12 protein-coding genes and 1 pseudogene are annotated in these 14429 nt (G+C 37.2%); 1 reads left to right on the forward strand and 12 read right to left on the reverse strand.

The window, feature by feature from the left end:
* Positions 1 to 10: 10 nt before the first annotated feature.
* Genes IGK27_RS08895 through IGK27_RS08910 form a run of 4 tightly spaced genes read right to left on the reverse strand, consistent with a single transcriptional unit; the run spans position 11 to position 4662 of the window.
* Positions 11 to 1288, reverse strand: coding sequence for an ABC transporter substrate-binding protein (locus IGK27_RS08895; protein ID WP_002356838.1), 1278 nt, complete (start codon positions 1286 to 1288; stop codon positions 11 to 13).
* A 49-nt stretch (positions 1289 to 1337) separates the two neighbouring features.
* Positions 1338 to 2480: a glycoside hydrolase family 88 protein gene (locus tag IGK27_RS08900; RefSeq protein WP_002356837.1), complete on the reverse strand. Its 1143-nt coding sequence runs from the start codon at positions 2478 to 2480 to the stop codon at positions 1338 to 1340.
* A gap of 15 nt (positions 2481 to 2495) precedes the next feature.
* Complete coding sequence (locus IGK27_RS08905) at positions 2496 to 4295, reverse strand: DUF2264 domain-containing protein (protein WP_002359866.1); 1800 nt, start codon at positions 4293 to 4295, stop codon at positions 2496 to 2498.
* Positions 4276 to 4662: a membrane lipoprotein lipid attachment site-containing protein gene (locus IGK27_RS08910; protein ID WP_002359865.1), complete on the reverse strand. Its 387-nt coding sequence runs from the start codon at positions 4660 to 4662 to the stop codon at positions 4276 to 4278. The genes IGK27_RS08905 and IGK27_RS08910 overlap by 20 nt, the downstream gene beginning before the upstream one ends.
* Before the next feature lie 175 nt (positions 4663 to 4837).
* Here IGK27_RS08910 and IGK27_RS08915 point away from each other — a divergent pair, with 175 nt between their 5' ends.
* Positions 4838 to 5899: a LacI family DNA-binding transcriptional regulator gene (locus tag IGK27_RS08915; RefSeq protein WP_002356832.1), complete on the forward strand. Its 1062-nt coding sequence runs from the start codon at positions 4838 to 4840 to the stop codon at positions 5897 to 5899.
* Positions 5900 to 5939: 40 nt separating this feature from the next.
* Here the strand turns inward: IGK27_RS08915 and IGK27_RS08920 are convergent, their stop codons facing one another.
* The 8 genes and pseudogenes from IGK27_RS08920 to iolB all read right to left on the reverse strand — a co-directional run bounded on the left by IGK27_RS08920 (position 5940) and on the right by iolB (position 14399).
* Positions 5940 to 6773 carry a hypothetical protein gene (locus tag IGK27_RS08920; RefSeq protein ID WP_010730004.1) on the reverse strand — a complete coding sequence of 278 codons (834 nt, stop codon included), beginning with the start codon at positions 6771 to 6773 and terminating at the stop codon, positions 5940 to 5942.
* A 202-nt stretch (positions 6774 to 6975) separates the two neighbouring features.
* Positions 6976 to 7299: a PTS sugar transporter subunit IIB gene (locus IGK27_RS08925; protein WP_002356829.1), complete on the reverse strand. Its 324-nt coding sequence runs from the start codon at positions 7297 to 7299 to the stop codon at positions 6976 to 6978.
* A 9-nt stretch (positions 7300 to 7308) separates the two neighbouring features.
* On the reverse strand, positions 7309 to 8904 hold the full coding sequence (locus IGK27_RS08930) for a solute:sodium symporter family transporter (protein WP_002364405.1): 1596 nt from the start codon (positions 8902 to 8904) through the stop codon (positions 7309 to 7311).
* A gap of 23 nt (positions 8905 to 8927) precedes the next feature.
* Entirely contained in the window at positions 8928 to 9818 is an 891-nt protein-coding gene (gene iolE / locus IGK27_RS08935; protein WP_002356826.1) for a myo-inosose-2 dehydratase, read from the reverse strand.
* 21 nt (positions 9819 to 9839) lie between these two features.
* Positions 9840 to 10858 (reverse strand): annotated as a pseudogene (iolG, locus tag IGK27_RS08940) (inositol 2-dehydrogenase).
* A gap of 23 nt (positions 10859 to 10881) precedes the next feature.
* A complete protein-coding gene (locus IGK27_RS08945) occupies positions 10882 to 11889 on the reverse strand; it encodes a Gfo/Idh/MocA family protein (RefSeq protein ID WP_002364407.1) in 1008 nt (335 codons plus the stop codon).
* A gap of 173 nt (positions 11890 to 12062) precedes the next feature.
* Positions 12063 to 13520, reverse strand: coding sequence for a CoA-acylating methylmalonate-semialdehyde dehydrogenase (locus IGK27_RS08950; RefSeq protein ID WP_002356823.1), 1458 nt, complete (start codon positions 13518 to 13520; stop codon positions 12063 to 12065).
* A 39-nt stretch (positions 13521 to 13559) separates the two neighbouring features.
* Positions 13560 to 14399 (reverse strand): 5-deoxy-glucuronate isomerase, encoded by an 840-nt coding sequence (gene iolB / locus IGK27_RS08955; RefSeq protein WP_002378524.1) that lies wholly within the window; start codon positions 14397 to 14399, stop codon positions 13560 to 13562.
* Positions 14400 to 14429: the final 30 nt, after the last annotated feature.

Consider the following 14429-nt stretch of genomic DNA (forward strand, 5'->3'; position numbering starts at 1 on the left):
GAAATAATAGTTAGTCTATCTCTGCTTTGACACGTTTTTCCATGTTAGCAATACCATCTTTTGGTTTTTCGTCGCCGACCATAATTAAATCATGTTCTTCTTGTAATACTTTATCAATTGCGGCACCGTTTTTATCAGATGGGAATTCTAAATTAATTGTATCTGGGTTAAAGGCTTTTTGTGAGACTTCATCTGAAGGCATTCCTTTTCTTGCAAAGTAGATTTTATCAATTTCATCTGTTTTATAAGAAGGAACCACCCCTACTTCTGCTAAAAGTTTTGCACCTTCTTTACCTGAAGCAAAGTCTAAGAATTTTTGAGCAGCTTTTTGTTTTTTACTGTTTTTATTAATTGCAAAACTTGTCGGTGAGCCAAAGGTAGTTGCTTTGCCTTTTTCTTGTTGTGGTATTTCGGCAATCCCCCATTCGACATTTGTTTTGCCATCATCAATGTTTGTTAATAAAGTCCCCATGTACCAGCTACCCATGTACATCATCGCCGCTTTTGAATTTTCAAATTGTGATTGATACGTTACTTTTGTTGATTTTGCTGTTCCAAAATCCATTTGTGATTGATCTTTTTGCATTCTCAATGCGCGATCATAATAAGTTTCCATATAATTGTATTTTGGTTCAATCAAATTGGCATTGTTTTGAGCAGCAGCAATCGCTTGAACGGTTGAGCGCCAAGTATGTTGATAGGCACCATATACTTGTTCTTCTGGTTTAGATAATTTTTTCGCTAACGCTTCATATTCATCCCAAGTTAAGTTATCGGGATAGGCAATTCCGGCTTCATCAAACATTTTTTTATTGTAATACAATACCCAGAAATCTGTACGGTAAGGCTGAGCATAGGTTTTACCATCGATTTCATACATCTCGTAACTTGCTTTGGCAGGTGCGATATCTAAATCTTTAACGTGATCGGTTAAATCCACCAATTGATTGCGTAGCGCGTAATTAGAATATGAAAGTAAGTTTTTCATGGTTAAAATATCCGTCGTATCTCCTGATGAAAGCATCGTTGTTACTTTTGTGTCATAATCATCTGAAGCAATGTCCACCGGTTCAATAGTGATATCAGGATTTTCCGCTTCAAAAGCTCTGAATAATTTCTCAAATTCTGGGGTCGTGTCATAATTCCAAGTAGTTACTGTTAATTTTGTTTTGCCATCTTCACTCTTTTCAGTTGCTTTCTTTTCACTTGAACCACCACATGCTGTTAAAGTTACTGCCGCCACCGCTAACAACGCTGCCGCTGTTAAGCCTTTTTTCCAAAATTTCATTTGTACTACCTCCGCTATTTATTATTTTTTAGGAGTTTTCCTCCATGAATTACCAAAAAGAATACCAGCTTTTCGCTAAACGAGTTAACGCTTCCAAATAAAAGTAGTCGCCCCAAATCATGCATTCATCGACTCCTGTATTTGTTTTTTTATCATAGACACCATGAAGCAATAGGCCGTTCGACTCTGGTCGTAAAACCGTTGTATACTTTTCCGCTAATGCTTGTAATAGTTCTAGCGCAACCTTTTCATAATAGCCATGTTTTTCATCATTTAATGGAAGCTGACGAGATAATTCTAGTAAGCCACATGCAGCAATTGCAGCAGATGAGCTATCACGTTCTTCTTCACTCCCTTCATTGAAAATTAAATCCCAGTAACAGATTTTGTCCTCTGGTAATTCTTGAATAAAGTAATCAGCAACATTTTTTGCTGTTTCCAGAAAACTACTATCTCCTGTATATAAATAACTTAACGTAAAGCCGTAAATTCCCCAGGCTTGGCCGCGAGCCCAACAAGAATCGTCTGAATATCCTTGTTGCGTCTTACCGTATAAAGCTTCGCCTGTTTCCGTATCAAAATAATACGTATGGAACGTGGTGTGATTTTCTCGCACAATATATTTTTGTGTTTGTTTCGCATGATTGTAGGCAGCTTCATAATACTCTTGCTTGCCAGTCATTTTTGCTGCAAAGTATAATAATGGTAAGTTCATTAAACAATCAATAATCATTCTACCTCGTTGCTCTGGATCGTCTAAATTCCCCCAAGCTTGAATAATCTTGGCTTTTGGTGAATAACGTTTCATTAATAAGTCCGCAGCTTGCAAGGCCATTTCTTTTGAGGCCTCATGACCATTGACTTGATAATCGGCAATTGCTGTTAAAATATACAAAAAGCCTATATCATGTGTTTCCAGCTCAATTTGTTCATCCAAGCGATGTTGAAAAGAAGCCATCTGTGTGGTAATCACTTCATCGAACTCTGTTGAATTTGTTAATTCCTTTGCTAAAAATAACATTCCTGGCCAAAAGCTGGCCGTCCAGTCAATATTTTCTTCAGGATAATAAATTTGATTTAAACTTGCCGCGGGTGGAACTAATTCTTTAAATGTCTCTAAATTTCCTCGAACTTTGTTTAAAGCAAAACTGATTTGCTTCGGCAACCACTCAATCTGTCCATTTTCTGTCATTGTGTATTTCTCCCCCTAATTCCCCAAAATTACAACTTTTTCTTCAACTAAAAGCTGATTTTCTTTTAACCTAACTTTAACTGGCTCAATTTGCTCATTCGGTAGTACGCCTGTCACCAATGAAATTAAAAGATGTTTCCCTTTCGACAAGTTTGCTTTCAAATATGGCAACTCCGTTAATGGATAAAGTAAATTTGTATTCGGTTCTGTTCGAATAATCGCAGCTTCAGAAAAGCCGTTGATATTTTCTACTTTTGACACACCTTTTGCATTTTTTACCTCAGCCATTTGATCAGAAACACAAGTGACCTTTTCATCGAAGAGCGGGATTGAGAAGCCACCTTCATAAGCCACTAATGCACGTTGTGTCTCAATTTCGTGGATCCGTAAATGTTGGCCTTCTAATGGTACAATTGTCGTTTTGATTGCTACATCGGACCAAGGATGCCATTGATGAATGATACGATCATCAAGAATTTCGTACTGATCATCTAATCCTTTCGTGCGGAAATAGTGGTCGTCTTCAGCTAAAGCCAAGCAATTATCATAAGCACCTTCGTAATACCAATAATCACTCTTTATAGTACTGAAACCAAAATGGGAAGAATAAACAAATTTACTATATTTATCATGCGCATGAGCTTGATAATTAATAAATTGTCCCGCTGGAAACATTAAACCATGTGTCCCTGCATCATTTACTTGATAGTAGTTCCGACTTTCTGGTGAAGGTAAGTGTTTTTCTGGAAAGCTAATAGGCTGTGTTTCTGCTTGCCAATAAGGATGATCTTTTGGAACCGCTAACAAAATGAATGTTTTAAAGGCCCAATAAGGTGAACCAGGACCATTATAGCCTTCGGCAAAGACCATATTTTGATAATCATAACCTACCGACAATAATCCATCTGTTGTAAAAATATCTTTGTTCATCCATTGATGAAGATGTCGGCTGATTAGACCTTTAATCTCACCCCACGGCAATGCTTCAACATCTGCAAAAACTAAAGCACTAAAAAATGACACTTGAGCAAAACGATACGTTAAGCTACGTCCAAAGGGAATCGCTTCTCCTGGCTGAGTAAACCAATATTTAAACTCTTGCGCGAACAAAGTTGCTCGTTCCTTCATAATAGCCACTCTTGCGGTATCTTCCGGGGCAAAACGACAATACAATAAACTATAATAATGAATAGCGAAAGAAACATAATAATCAACTTGTGTCTCGACTCCGTCATAATACCAACCATTACCGACATAAAAACGATCAATTACAGCCAAATCAACAGCGATCTGTTCTTTTGAATACGGCATTTCACAATGTTTCATCGCTAAATTCAGCAACACTCTAAAGAAATGCCAATTATTTGGCGGAATAATGTTTTCATTGGCTTGTATCAGCCAACTGTGTAAATTGTTTTGCTGTTCTTTTGTTAATTGGTCCCACGTTTTTTCTTTGTTTAACAAAAGAAATGTACTTAATGCTGCCATCTCAACAATCAATTGATCATAATCTTTTGTTTTTCCCCAATAAGATGAACTCTCAGGATCGGTTCCTTCGATAATTCCCGTTAGAAAGTCATTCAAATACTCACTTTCATTTTGCGTTACATAAGGACCTAGTCCCCATAATGGTCGTAAAAATGCCTCCGCATCACGTGTCCCTTTAGAATAAACCGTTCCGTGTGTCCCTAAATCCAGATGACCTTGATACTCTCGATCAAAAAACAATTCCAGTGGCGCTAATAAATCTTCAAATCCTTCTGCAACTTCTTCGTATGTTTCAAAAGGATTCTGTCTAATTCGTGGCTGAATCATGATTCTCCTCACTTTCAATTAATGTCCCTTTCAAAAAGCCGTAATATTCTCCGTAAACTGTCACTTCGTCACCAATCTTCAATTTTTTCTTTTGCTCATTAAAAACTTGATATTTACTAGAACCACTTTTCAAAATAAAACGATCACCTTTTTTTATTAAACTGGAACGACTGTCACTCTCAACAATCTCCCCTTTCAAAGAAATATATTCATTTAAACGAACGTCACCATTTTGTAATTCTGTTTCTGAATAAGACTGTGCCGTTTCCTTTAGATTTTGAAGAGATTCTTCATCAAATTCTTTTTCACCGGATTTACAACCTGTTAAAGCAAGTAAAATTAGTAAAAAAAATGAAAATCTTTTCACTAAACCACCTTCTCCATCGAATTAAAGCGCTTTCTTTGACTTTATAGTATATTTTTTTAGTCAAAAAATCAATAGTTTTTGCTAAAAAAAAGTAAAAAAAGCTTTTTCTTGCTTTTTTTTACTAAAAAGAAATATACTATATGCTATAATAGTACTTGAGAAGGAGGCATTTAGAATGGCAACTATCACAGATATCGCAAAAGTCGCGAATGTTTCAATTTCAACTGTATCGCGAGTTCTGAACTATGATCCAAACTTATCCGTTACAGAGGAAACCAAGCGAAAAATTTTTGAAGCAGCAGAAACCCTGAATTATACGAAATATAAAACTAAAAATAAAAACAAACAGCAGGAGCAACTGACACCTAACCTTTCCGTACAAACAGCTCCGCAAGAGCCTTCGATTGCCGTCGTTCAGTGGCGTTCAGATGACGAAGAACTAACGGATATTTACTATATGTCGATTCGTTTAGGCGCTGAAAAACGGGCCGAAGAGTTAGGTTACAATATTCTCAAAGTTTCTCAATTGGAACAACATAACCTTCAAGGGATTGATGGCATTTTGGCAATTGGCAAATTCACTCAAAAGACGTTACAAGAGTTGCAGCAACTGCATCCCAATCTTTGTGTAATTGGCAGTAATTTCCCATTGGAAGAATTTGATTCTGTAAATACTGATTTTTATCAAGCAACCGAGATTGCCTTAACTCATCTTTTAGAATTGGGCCACGAAAAAATTGCCTTTATTGGTGCCGAAGAAAGCGAAAATATGTATGGTTTCCGTCGCTATAAAACACCGACAACCAACGCTTATCTTGACATTATGCAGCATTATCACTTGTTTAACGAAGATTATTTTATCTTAAAAGAAAATGGCATGTTGGATGTCAAAACAGGGGAACAATTGACAGAAGAAGCGTTAGAGAAATGGGGAAATGATTTACCTACTGCGATTCTTGCTTATAATGACGCCTTTGCAATCGGTGTGATACATACGTTAGCCGCACACGGTATAAAGGTTCCTGAAGAAATTAGTGTCATGGGGATCAATGATATCTCTATTTCTCAATATGTCTCACCGCCGCTATCCTCTGTCCATGCCTTTACTGAAGAGATGGGCGAGACAGGCATTAATTTATTGCACAAACGAATTCAAATGCCTAGCATTCCTCGTAGAGTCCTGTTAAACACAGAATTGGTTGTCCGCCAATCGACAACTAGCCCACGCCAGAAATAAAAAATAAGGACCGCTCCTATAAAGGAACCGTCCTTATTTTTTATTTGTTTTGACCAAATAATTCAATTTGTGTTAATGCTGGAAATGGTGATGGTTCATCTGCTTGAATTAACTCTGTTAGTATCACCCACTCCGCTGCCCGTTTCGCAAAGGTAAAGCTCTGGCGTTGCTCAGTCTTAACAGTTTTAAAGACCTCATGTGTACCGTCGGAAAATTTTAAAGTCACTTGTTGCCAATAATTATCATGAGGAAAGTCCGCTCGTAATGTTAAGATCACTTTATCCAACAAGACTTCACGCCCAAATTCAATTTTTAATGCGGCATCTAATTGCTGATTAATCCCCCATGATTGATAAGGATACGGCCCATGATAAAGATTAGCAAAGGTACCGTCAATCGCATTGCAAGCAAAAAAAGTGGCATCATTTCGCGTTTCCACATTGGCAGATGCATGAGGATACGCACCAGTAAAATGTTGTAAATCATGTGGATTTAACGCCCAATTACGATAACTCTTAATTTCTTCTTTAGTGGCAATACGCACACTTATATAAGGTTTCTTGGTTTCAAAACGATACGCTGCTCGCGCTTCGATAACGTTTTCATTTTTTATGATTGGAAACGTCCATTTTTGTTCTGGAACATAAATTAAACTGCTATCAAGCGTAGCATCTAACTTCACCATTAAATAAGTATTGGGCGTATCTAAACAAACTTGAATCACATCGCCGTCTTGTAATTGACAATCCCGAGCAGCTAAACAAACAAAATCTTTTCCTGTAATAGTTAACTCTTTCAAAGAATCTGAATCATCTATCTTAGCTTTTCTAACTTCTTGTTCTTGATTTAAAATCGATAATGAAATACACGTCATATGCTTCCCTCCTAGTTTTACCTTTATTATATATTATTTTAGTAAATTAATCTATTTTTTACTAAAATAATAACTCTAGCTTTATTTCTATAAAAGCATTTGGTACTCACTATGAAACATAAGATTTTGACTCTGCTCTTTTTGAACACAATAAAAAAGCAAGACATCAACCAAAGTTGACTGATGTCCCACTCTCTAAATCTTACTTTTCGATACTTGCGAGTATCTTCTCTGTGTTCATATAACGAAAATCTTCTTGATCGATAAAAACAACCTGCCCCTGACAACCTTCTAAATATTTTTCCACTTTTTCTTTGACACGAGCGACTTGTGGGGTCAACATTAACACATCATACTCTTTATAACCAAGTTTTTCCTCAATCCGACAAACAGGCGCATAATCTAAATCATAAGATAACTCTTTTTCCCTAATTGCTTCAAGTAATTTTGAAACTAACAGCGATGCACTAATTCCTGTCTCACAAATAATCAATATGTTTTTGCTCATAAACTTCTCCTCATTCATGAAATATTTTTATCTAGCAAATCCGATTGGTGAAAATGCTGCATAGGTTAGGATAACCACGACAACTAATATACTTGCGACAAGTTTTGTATGTTTCCAAGGTTCAATATTTACTTTCGTATCAAAAGAATTTAAAACAAATTCGCCATCTGGTTTTATTTTAGAAACTACTATTAAAATAAGAATGTCTAAGAAGAAGAGCAGGCTTAAGACATATAAAAAATGGATATCTTTCAAAAATACTTTTGATAGCGCATACAAAATAATGTGGATAGCAATTGTCATTTTTGCTCCAAAAGCAGTTGCTTTTTTGGAATAAAACGCAAAAAGTATAATCACTAACAATGGCATATTGTATAATCCATTAAACTCTTGAACAAATTGATACAATCCAGCTGGTGCAAAAGAAATAAACGGTGCAACGATAATTGAAATAATCCCTACAATAACTGTAACTGTTTTTCCCGCACGAGCAATTTGTTTGTCATCTGCTTTCTTATTGATAATTGGTTTGTAAAAATCTAGCGAAAACAGAGTCGAGGTTGCATTTAAAGCCCCCGCAAAGGAAGATAAAATTGCCCCAAAAATAACTGCAGCAAAAATGCCGAAAAGCATTTTTGGTAAAACTTCAGTTACTAAATATGGATATGCGTTATCAGGATTGGACATCAACGCATCCCCAAAAAGATTTCTTGCAACAATTCCTGGAAATACTAAGAATAATGCGCCAAACACTTTGAAAATCCCCACTAAAAAAGCCCCTTTTTGTGCTTCTGCTAAATTTTTTCCTGAAAGTGCTTTTTGAACAATCATCTGATTGGTACACCAGAAATACAAATTATTAAACAACATCCCTGTAAATAATGTTGGCCATGGTACAACAGCAGAATCAATTGCACCTACAGAGTTCAGTAACCATGGTGTGTTTTCAACAACCTGTTCAATCCCACCAATAAAACTGCCATCACCCAGTTTCATTAAACCTAGTATTGGAACCAACAAACCACAAACCAATAAACCAACGCCATAAATCGAATCGCTATTGGCACTTAAAGATAGGCCGCCAATCAGCAGATAAAGAATCCCAACAATACCAATCACCATCGCCACAAGAATGATTGCGACAATAGGTTCGACACCCAGCAGCTCATCAATATGAAAAATCTTATTGAATACTAGTGACCCAGAATAAAGAACTACTGGTAAAAAAGAAATCATATAGGTAACAATAAACAAGATTGAAATAATTCGTTTTGTAACTGTATCATAACGAATTTCAATGAAATCTGAAACCGTATTAATACCGTATTTAAAATATTTTGGTAAAAAAATGACTGCCAATGCGACAATTGCAATTGCAGCAGTTACTTCCCAAGCCATAACTTCCATTCCTGCATGATAGCTTTGACCGTTTTGTCCAACAATTTGCTCTGTGGATAGGTTGGTCATAATAATTGTCCCAGCAATCGGTAAGGCTGTTAAGCTTCGGCCACCCATGAAGAAACCTTCTGATCCAGAAGTATCTACACTTCTGGATCGAGAATAGGCAAAAATCCATACGCAGATGACAATTACTAGGAAACTGATTATTGAAAATAGATTCATTGTCTAGCTCCTTCTCGATTAGATTAAAGATCGGCGACCTTTCGGATATAGTTTCGTGCTTTGACGGCATATTCAAACGGATTGGCTTTGGCAGGATCTTGTTCCGCTTCAACTACAATCCAACCTCTATAGCCACTCTCTTCGATTGCTGACCAAATTGGTTTGAAATCAATCATACCATCCCCAGGGACTGTAAAGACGCCTTTTTTCACGGCCTTTAAGAAGCTATCTTCTTCTGTTCTGACTTCCTCTGCCATTTGTTGGCGAATATCTTTGAAGTGAATGTGTTTAATCCGGTCTTGATAGCGCTGATAGATTGCGATTGGATCTTCTCCTGAGAAGACAAGATGGCCAGTGTCAAACAATAATTTAACTTTTGTCGGATCCGTCATTTTCATTAATCGATCGATTTCTTCAGTCGTTTGGACTCCTGTCCCCATATGGTGATGGTAAACAATCTCCATACCTTTTTCATGTGCCAAGTCTCCTAGTTTTTCTAATCCTTCAGCTAGTTTTTGCCACTCTTCATCAGAAAAAATTGGTTTCTCATTAAAAACAGGAGCCGTCATAATTCCTTGTATGCTGTGTCCTTGTTCAGCCACAACAATAACCTTAGCATCCATTGCATGTAAGAAATCTCGATGTTTTTTGAAGTCTTCCGCGGTTTCTTCGAAAGGTTTTGTTGTTAAAAATGTACTAAACCAAGCACTCGCTACTTTTAGTCCACGAATATCTAAATATTGTTTTAAAACCTGTGGATCTTTTGGATACTTGTTACCAATCTCCGTACCTTTGAATCCAGCTAGCGCCATCTCACTAACGCATTGTTCAAACGTATTTTCGCTTCCTAGCTCTGGCATATCATCATTTGTCCATGCAATCGGCGCAATAGCTAGTTGAATTTGTTTCGCCATTATGTCACTCTCCTACTTCATTTATAGTTGTACCAAACGATTCGTATCAAATGATTCTTGACAAGCTAATGCAATTTTTGTTGATTGTAGACCATCTTCTGCATTAACTGCTGGTTGACGTTTTTCTTGAATACAGGAAATAAATTCTTGTGCTTCTCGAATGAATGCTTCTCTAAATCTTTCTGGAAAGTTTTGAGAGCAAGGTCGCACAACCCTTGATTATTCATAATAGTCACTAAATTTTTTTCAGGTACTTGCGCTACTCGTAACATCCCTTTGGTGCCCATGATTTCTGTTTCGACATGGTAACCATGTGTAGCATTTCTTCCAGCAACTAGTAAAGCCATTGTTTTATCTTTAAGACTCATCATAGCTGCTCCGGTTTCCAATTCACCGACTTGATCTAATTCTGGATATGCAGCATTTTTACCAATTGCCCAAACTTGTTCTACCTCTTGACCAGTAAACCAACGAACCAAATCAATATCGTGAATCGCCATATCTAGAAATAAACCGCCACTATCATTGTTCATTGCAAACTTAACGAAGCTTTCCAGTTCATCACTCGGATCAATTCCATAACAACGGATTAACGTGACTTCCCCAATTTCCCCATCTTCTACCATTTTTTTCGCATACTGATAAGATTCATCGTAACGGCGCATGAAACCTAACATAAATACTTGCTCGGGATATTTTTCAATAACCTCTTGTGTTTTTTTTATGTCCTCAATTTCAATTCCCAATGGTTTTTCAGTAAATACGTGTTTCCCATTTTCCATAGCTAAACGGACTTGTTCACAGTGGAATCCTGAAGGTGAAACAATAAAAACGGCATCAATTACAGCGCTTTGAACCATTTCTTCATAACTAGAAAACGTATACTTAACACCTAACTCCTTCTGTGCAAATGCTAATTCTGATTCAACTAAACTACAGGCGGCCGTAAGCTCACAGCCACTAACAGCAGAAGATAAATTTTTTGCATGTACCTTGCCTAATCTACCTAATCCTACGATTCCTACTCTAATATTTTCCACAAAACCCCTCCTTTTTTTAAGAATTATTTGGTATATAACGCTGGTTGTTCATCTATTTCAATCATTACTTTTTCCCCTGACTCACGAGATTCATGACAAGCCATCATTGTGATTGCTGCCACGTAGCCATCCCAAGCAGTTGGACCAACAAGTTTATCGTTTTTAATTGAATCAACCCATAACTTAAATTCGTAATCATACGCATCTAAAAAACGCGTTTGCCAGTCGGGCGAAATTGGTGTGTAATTTTTCTCCGCAGCTTTAATTTTGGTATAGGCTGGATCCGTCATTCCGACTTCTGCCGTTTCAAAAACTACGTCACACTTAATGTCGTAGCCAAAACGACAATTAACAAAAATTTCTAAATCAATTGTTACACCTGATTTCGTCTGGAAAATCAGTAATTGAGGATCATGTAAATCTGCATGTGTATGACTGGTTTTCTTTGGTAAAATCATTTGCACTGAGGCATAATCTTCGGCTAATAGCCAACGAAGAACATCAATTTCATGGATTGCAGTATTACTGATTGCCATTGGCGTCTTATAATTTTCATCAGCGCTTGGATTTCTATGCGCACAATGGAGCATCAGAGCTTCACCATACTGTTTTGATTCAATTGCTTCTTTCAACTCAATGTAGCCACGATCGTATCGACGCATGAAGCCCACCTGTACCAATTTTTTACCATAAGCGACTTCTGCATCTACAATTCGGCGACATCCTGCGGCATCCATTGCTAATGGTTTTTCGCAGAATACGTATTTTCCATGCTTGATTGCTTCCAAGACATATTTTTCGTGTGTTGGGTCCCAGGAAGTAACAACAACAACTTCCACTTCTTCAGAAGCAATTAATTCTTCGCCTGTTTTGAAAAATTGAGCCCCAATCTCCTCAGCAATTTTGCTTGCCGCTTCAACATTAATATCTGATACTGCTGTTACAAAAGCGCCTTGTGTCTTGTGATTAATTCTGTTAATATGTTCGATTCCAATCGCCCCTGTACCAATTACGCCTACTTTTACTTTCAATTATTTGTCCTCCGATTTCTTTATTTTATGCGTATTATGTATACGCTTACAATTTTATTTAGTCAATCATTATTTTCAGAAAGTCATGTCTTATATTTGTACTAATAAAAGATACTTTCACCGCTTTAATCATAGAATCCTCGAAGCTCCTTTGACAGAGCTTCGAAGTAAAACTAGTTTATTTCGCTAGGAGCGTATCGAGCAGTTACAACTTTTCGATGTGTATAAAATTCTACACTGTCTTTTCCATTGGCGTGTAAGTCACCATAGAAAGAGTGTTTCCAGCCGGAAAAAGCAAACCAAGCCATTGGTGCTGGTACACCTAAGTTGATGCCTAACATTCCTGCATCAACATTCTCTCTAAAGTAACGGATAGCTGAAGCATTACTCGTATAGAGACATGAACCGTTAGCAAATTCTGATTGATTGGTCAGTGTAACTGCTGCTTCTAGATTTTTCACTCGAACAATTGAGGCAACGGGTGCAAAAATTTCATCTTGCCAAATCTTCATGTCCATCGTGACACGATCAAAGATCGTAGGTCCCACGAAGTAGCCTTTTTCAGGAATATTTTCACGGCCATCTAACAATAAGTCCGCCCCTTCATCAATACCTTTTTGAATGTAATCAAATGTTCGTTGCTGCGCCTCTTTTCGAATCACGGGGCCTAAAAAGACTCCTTCTTCCAGACCATTTCCAATTTTTATCGTCTGTGCTGCAGCCTTAAATTTTTCAACGAATTGATCTGCAATAGTTTCCTCTACAACAATCACCGAAGCGGCCATACAGCGTTCACCCGCTGATCCAAAAGAGCCACCGATAATGTCTTTTACTGCACGATCAAGGTTGGCATCTTTTAAAACGATGACATGATTTTTTGCGCCAGTTAATGCCTGGACTCGTTTCAGATTTTTTGTTCCTTCTTTATAGACATATTCACCAACATTTTTTGAACCTACAAAGCTAATTCCTTTTACTAATGGATCACGCAATAAAGTATTAACAACATCGTGTGCCCCATAGACAACATTAAAGACGCCACTTGGAAATCCTGCTTCTTCTATTAATTCAACAATTTTTTCCATCAATAATGGCGTTTTTTCGGAAGGCTTCAGCACCACCGTATTCCCTGCTGCTAACGCCATTGGGAAAATCCAAAACGGTACCATCATCGGAAAATTGAAAGGAGTAATTCCCCCAACAACACCGATGGGATAACGGTAATTGGTAATTTCAATATCTGTAGCCGCTGTGGATAGAGAATCACCCATTATTAAATTCGTAATGCTCGCTGCGTGCTCGACATTTTCAATCCCTCGCTGAACCTCACCTAATGATTCTGACAAAGATTTTCCATTTTCAAGCGTAATTAATCGTGCTAGCTCTTCTTTATTCGTCATCAATAAATGATGCAATTTGAAAAGATAGCGGCCACGAACTGGAACACTTACTTTTTTCCATGTTTGAAAAGCCTCATCCGCTACTCTGATTGCTTCTGCAGTTTCTGCTTCACTAGATAATGGAACATTTACTAATGCTTCTTCTGTTGCCGGATTGATCACTTCTTCAAATTCAGTGGCTGTACTTGTTACCCAGCGGCCACCTATATAATTCTTTAAAAATCGAGTCATTTATTTTCCTCCTAAAAAAAGTCTACTTATTTTTTATTTCTAATTGTTAGTCAATTCGTTCCGATTTAAAATCCACTCGTGTTTTTTCTCGTTATGAAACTTCCAAATTCGTTCAGGTCCTGCCATCACATTTAAATAATAAGAGGTGTAGCCATCTGGCACGCCGACAGGATGATATCCCTTAGGTACTTCCACAACATTTTGATGCTCTACAGTCATCGTTTCATCTATAGAACCATCCTCTGTATATACTCGTTGGAAAACAAATCCTTGCTCTGGATTCAGCTCATGATAATACGTCTCTTCTAAATAAGATTCGTCAGGTAAATTTTCTTGGTCATGTTTGTGTGGTGGATAGCTAGAAAAGTTGCCACCTTCAGTGTAGACTTCAACCACCAACAAACTACTGGCAGTGTCGACATTGTCTGGTAAAATGTTATGCACTAGTCGTTTATTCTGATATATCCCTCGTTTTTCAACTGTATTTTCCTCAGCGGTAATCACGTGCACTGGCAACGTTTTTTTAGCTGGCGAATAACAAAGGGCCAAACGAACAGTAGCAGAAGTTGCTATTAGTTCAAACGACGTTTTTGCTGGGATATAGATACTATCTGTCGGAATTTTTTCAAAAACGGAAGTTCGTTTACCTAAATTCTCGTACCATTTATCGTCCACCTTAACATTGATTTTACCAGTTAATACGACGATACAAACTTCCAGTTCATTACCAGCTTCTTGATACATTGCTCCATTATCTAATTCAAGAACTTGAAACTCAATATACTGTAAATCAGTGTTGTTTTTTCGAATATTTTGAACTTGTCGAACACCGGGAGCTAGTTCTTTTATCAACGGTTGATGTTTCAATGTTTTTTTCAATTCATTCGCTCCTAACTTTTTGGTTGTATG

The sequence above is a fragment of the Enterococcus sp. DIV0236 genome, assembly GCF_050558525.1.
GTDB lineage: Bacteria > Bacillota > Bacilli > Lactobacillales > Enterococcaceae > Enterococcus > Enterococcus faecalis.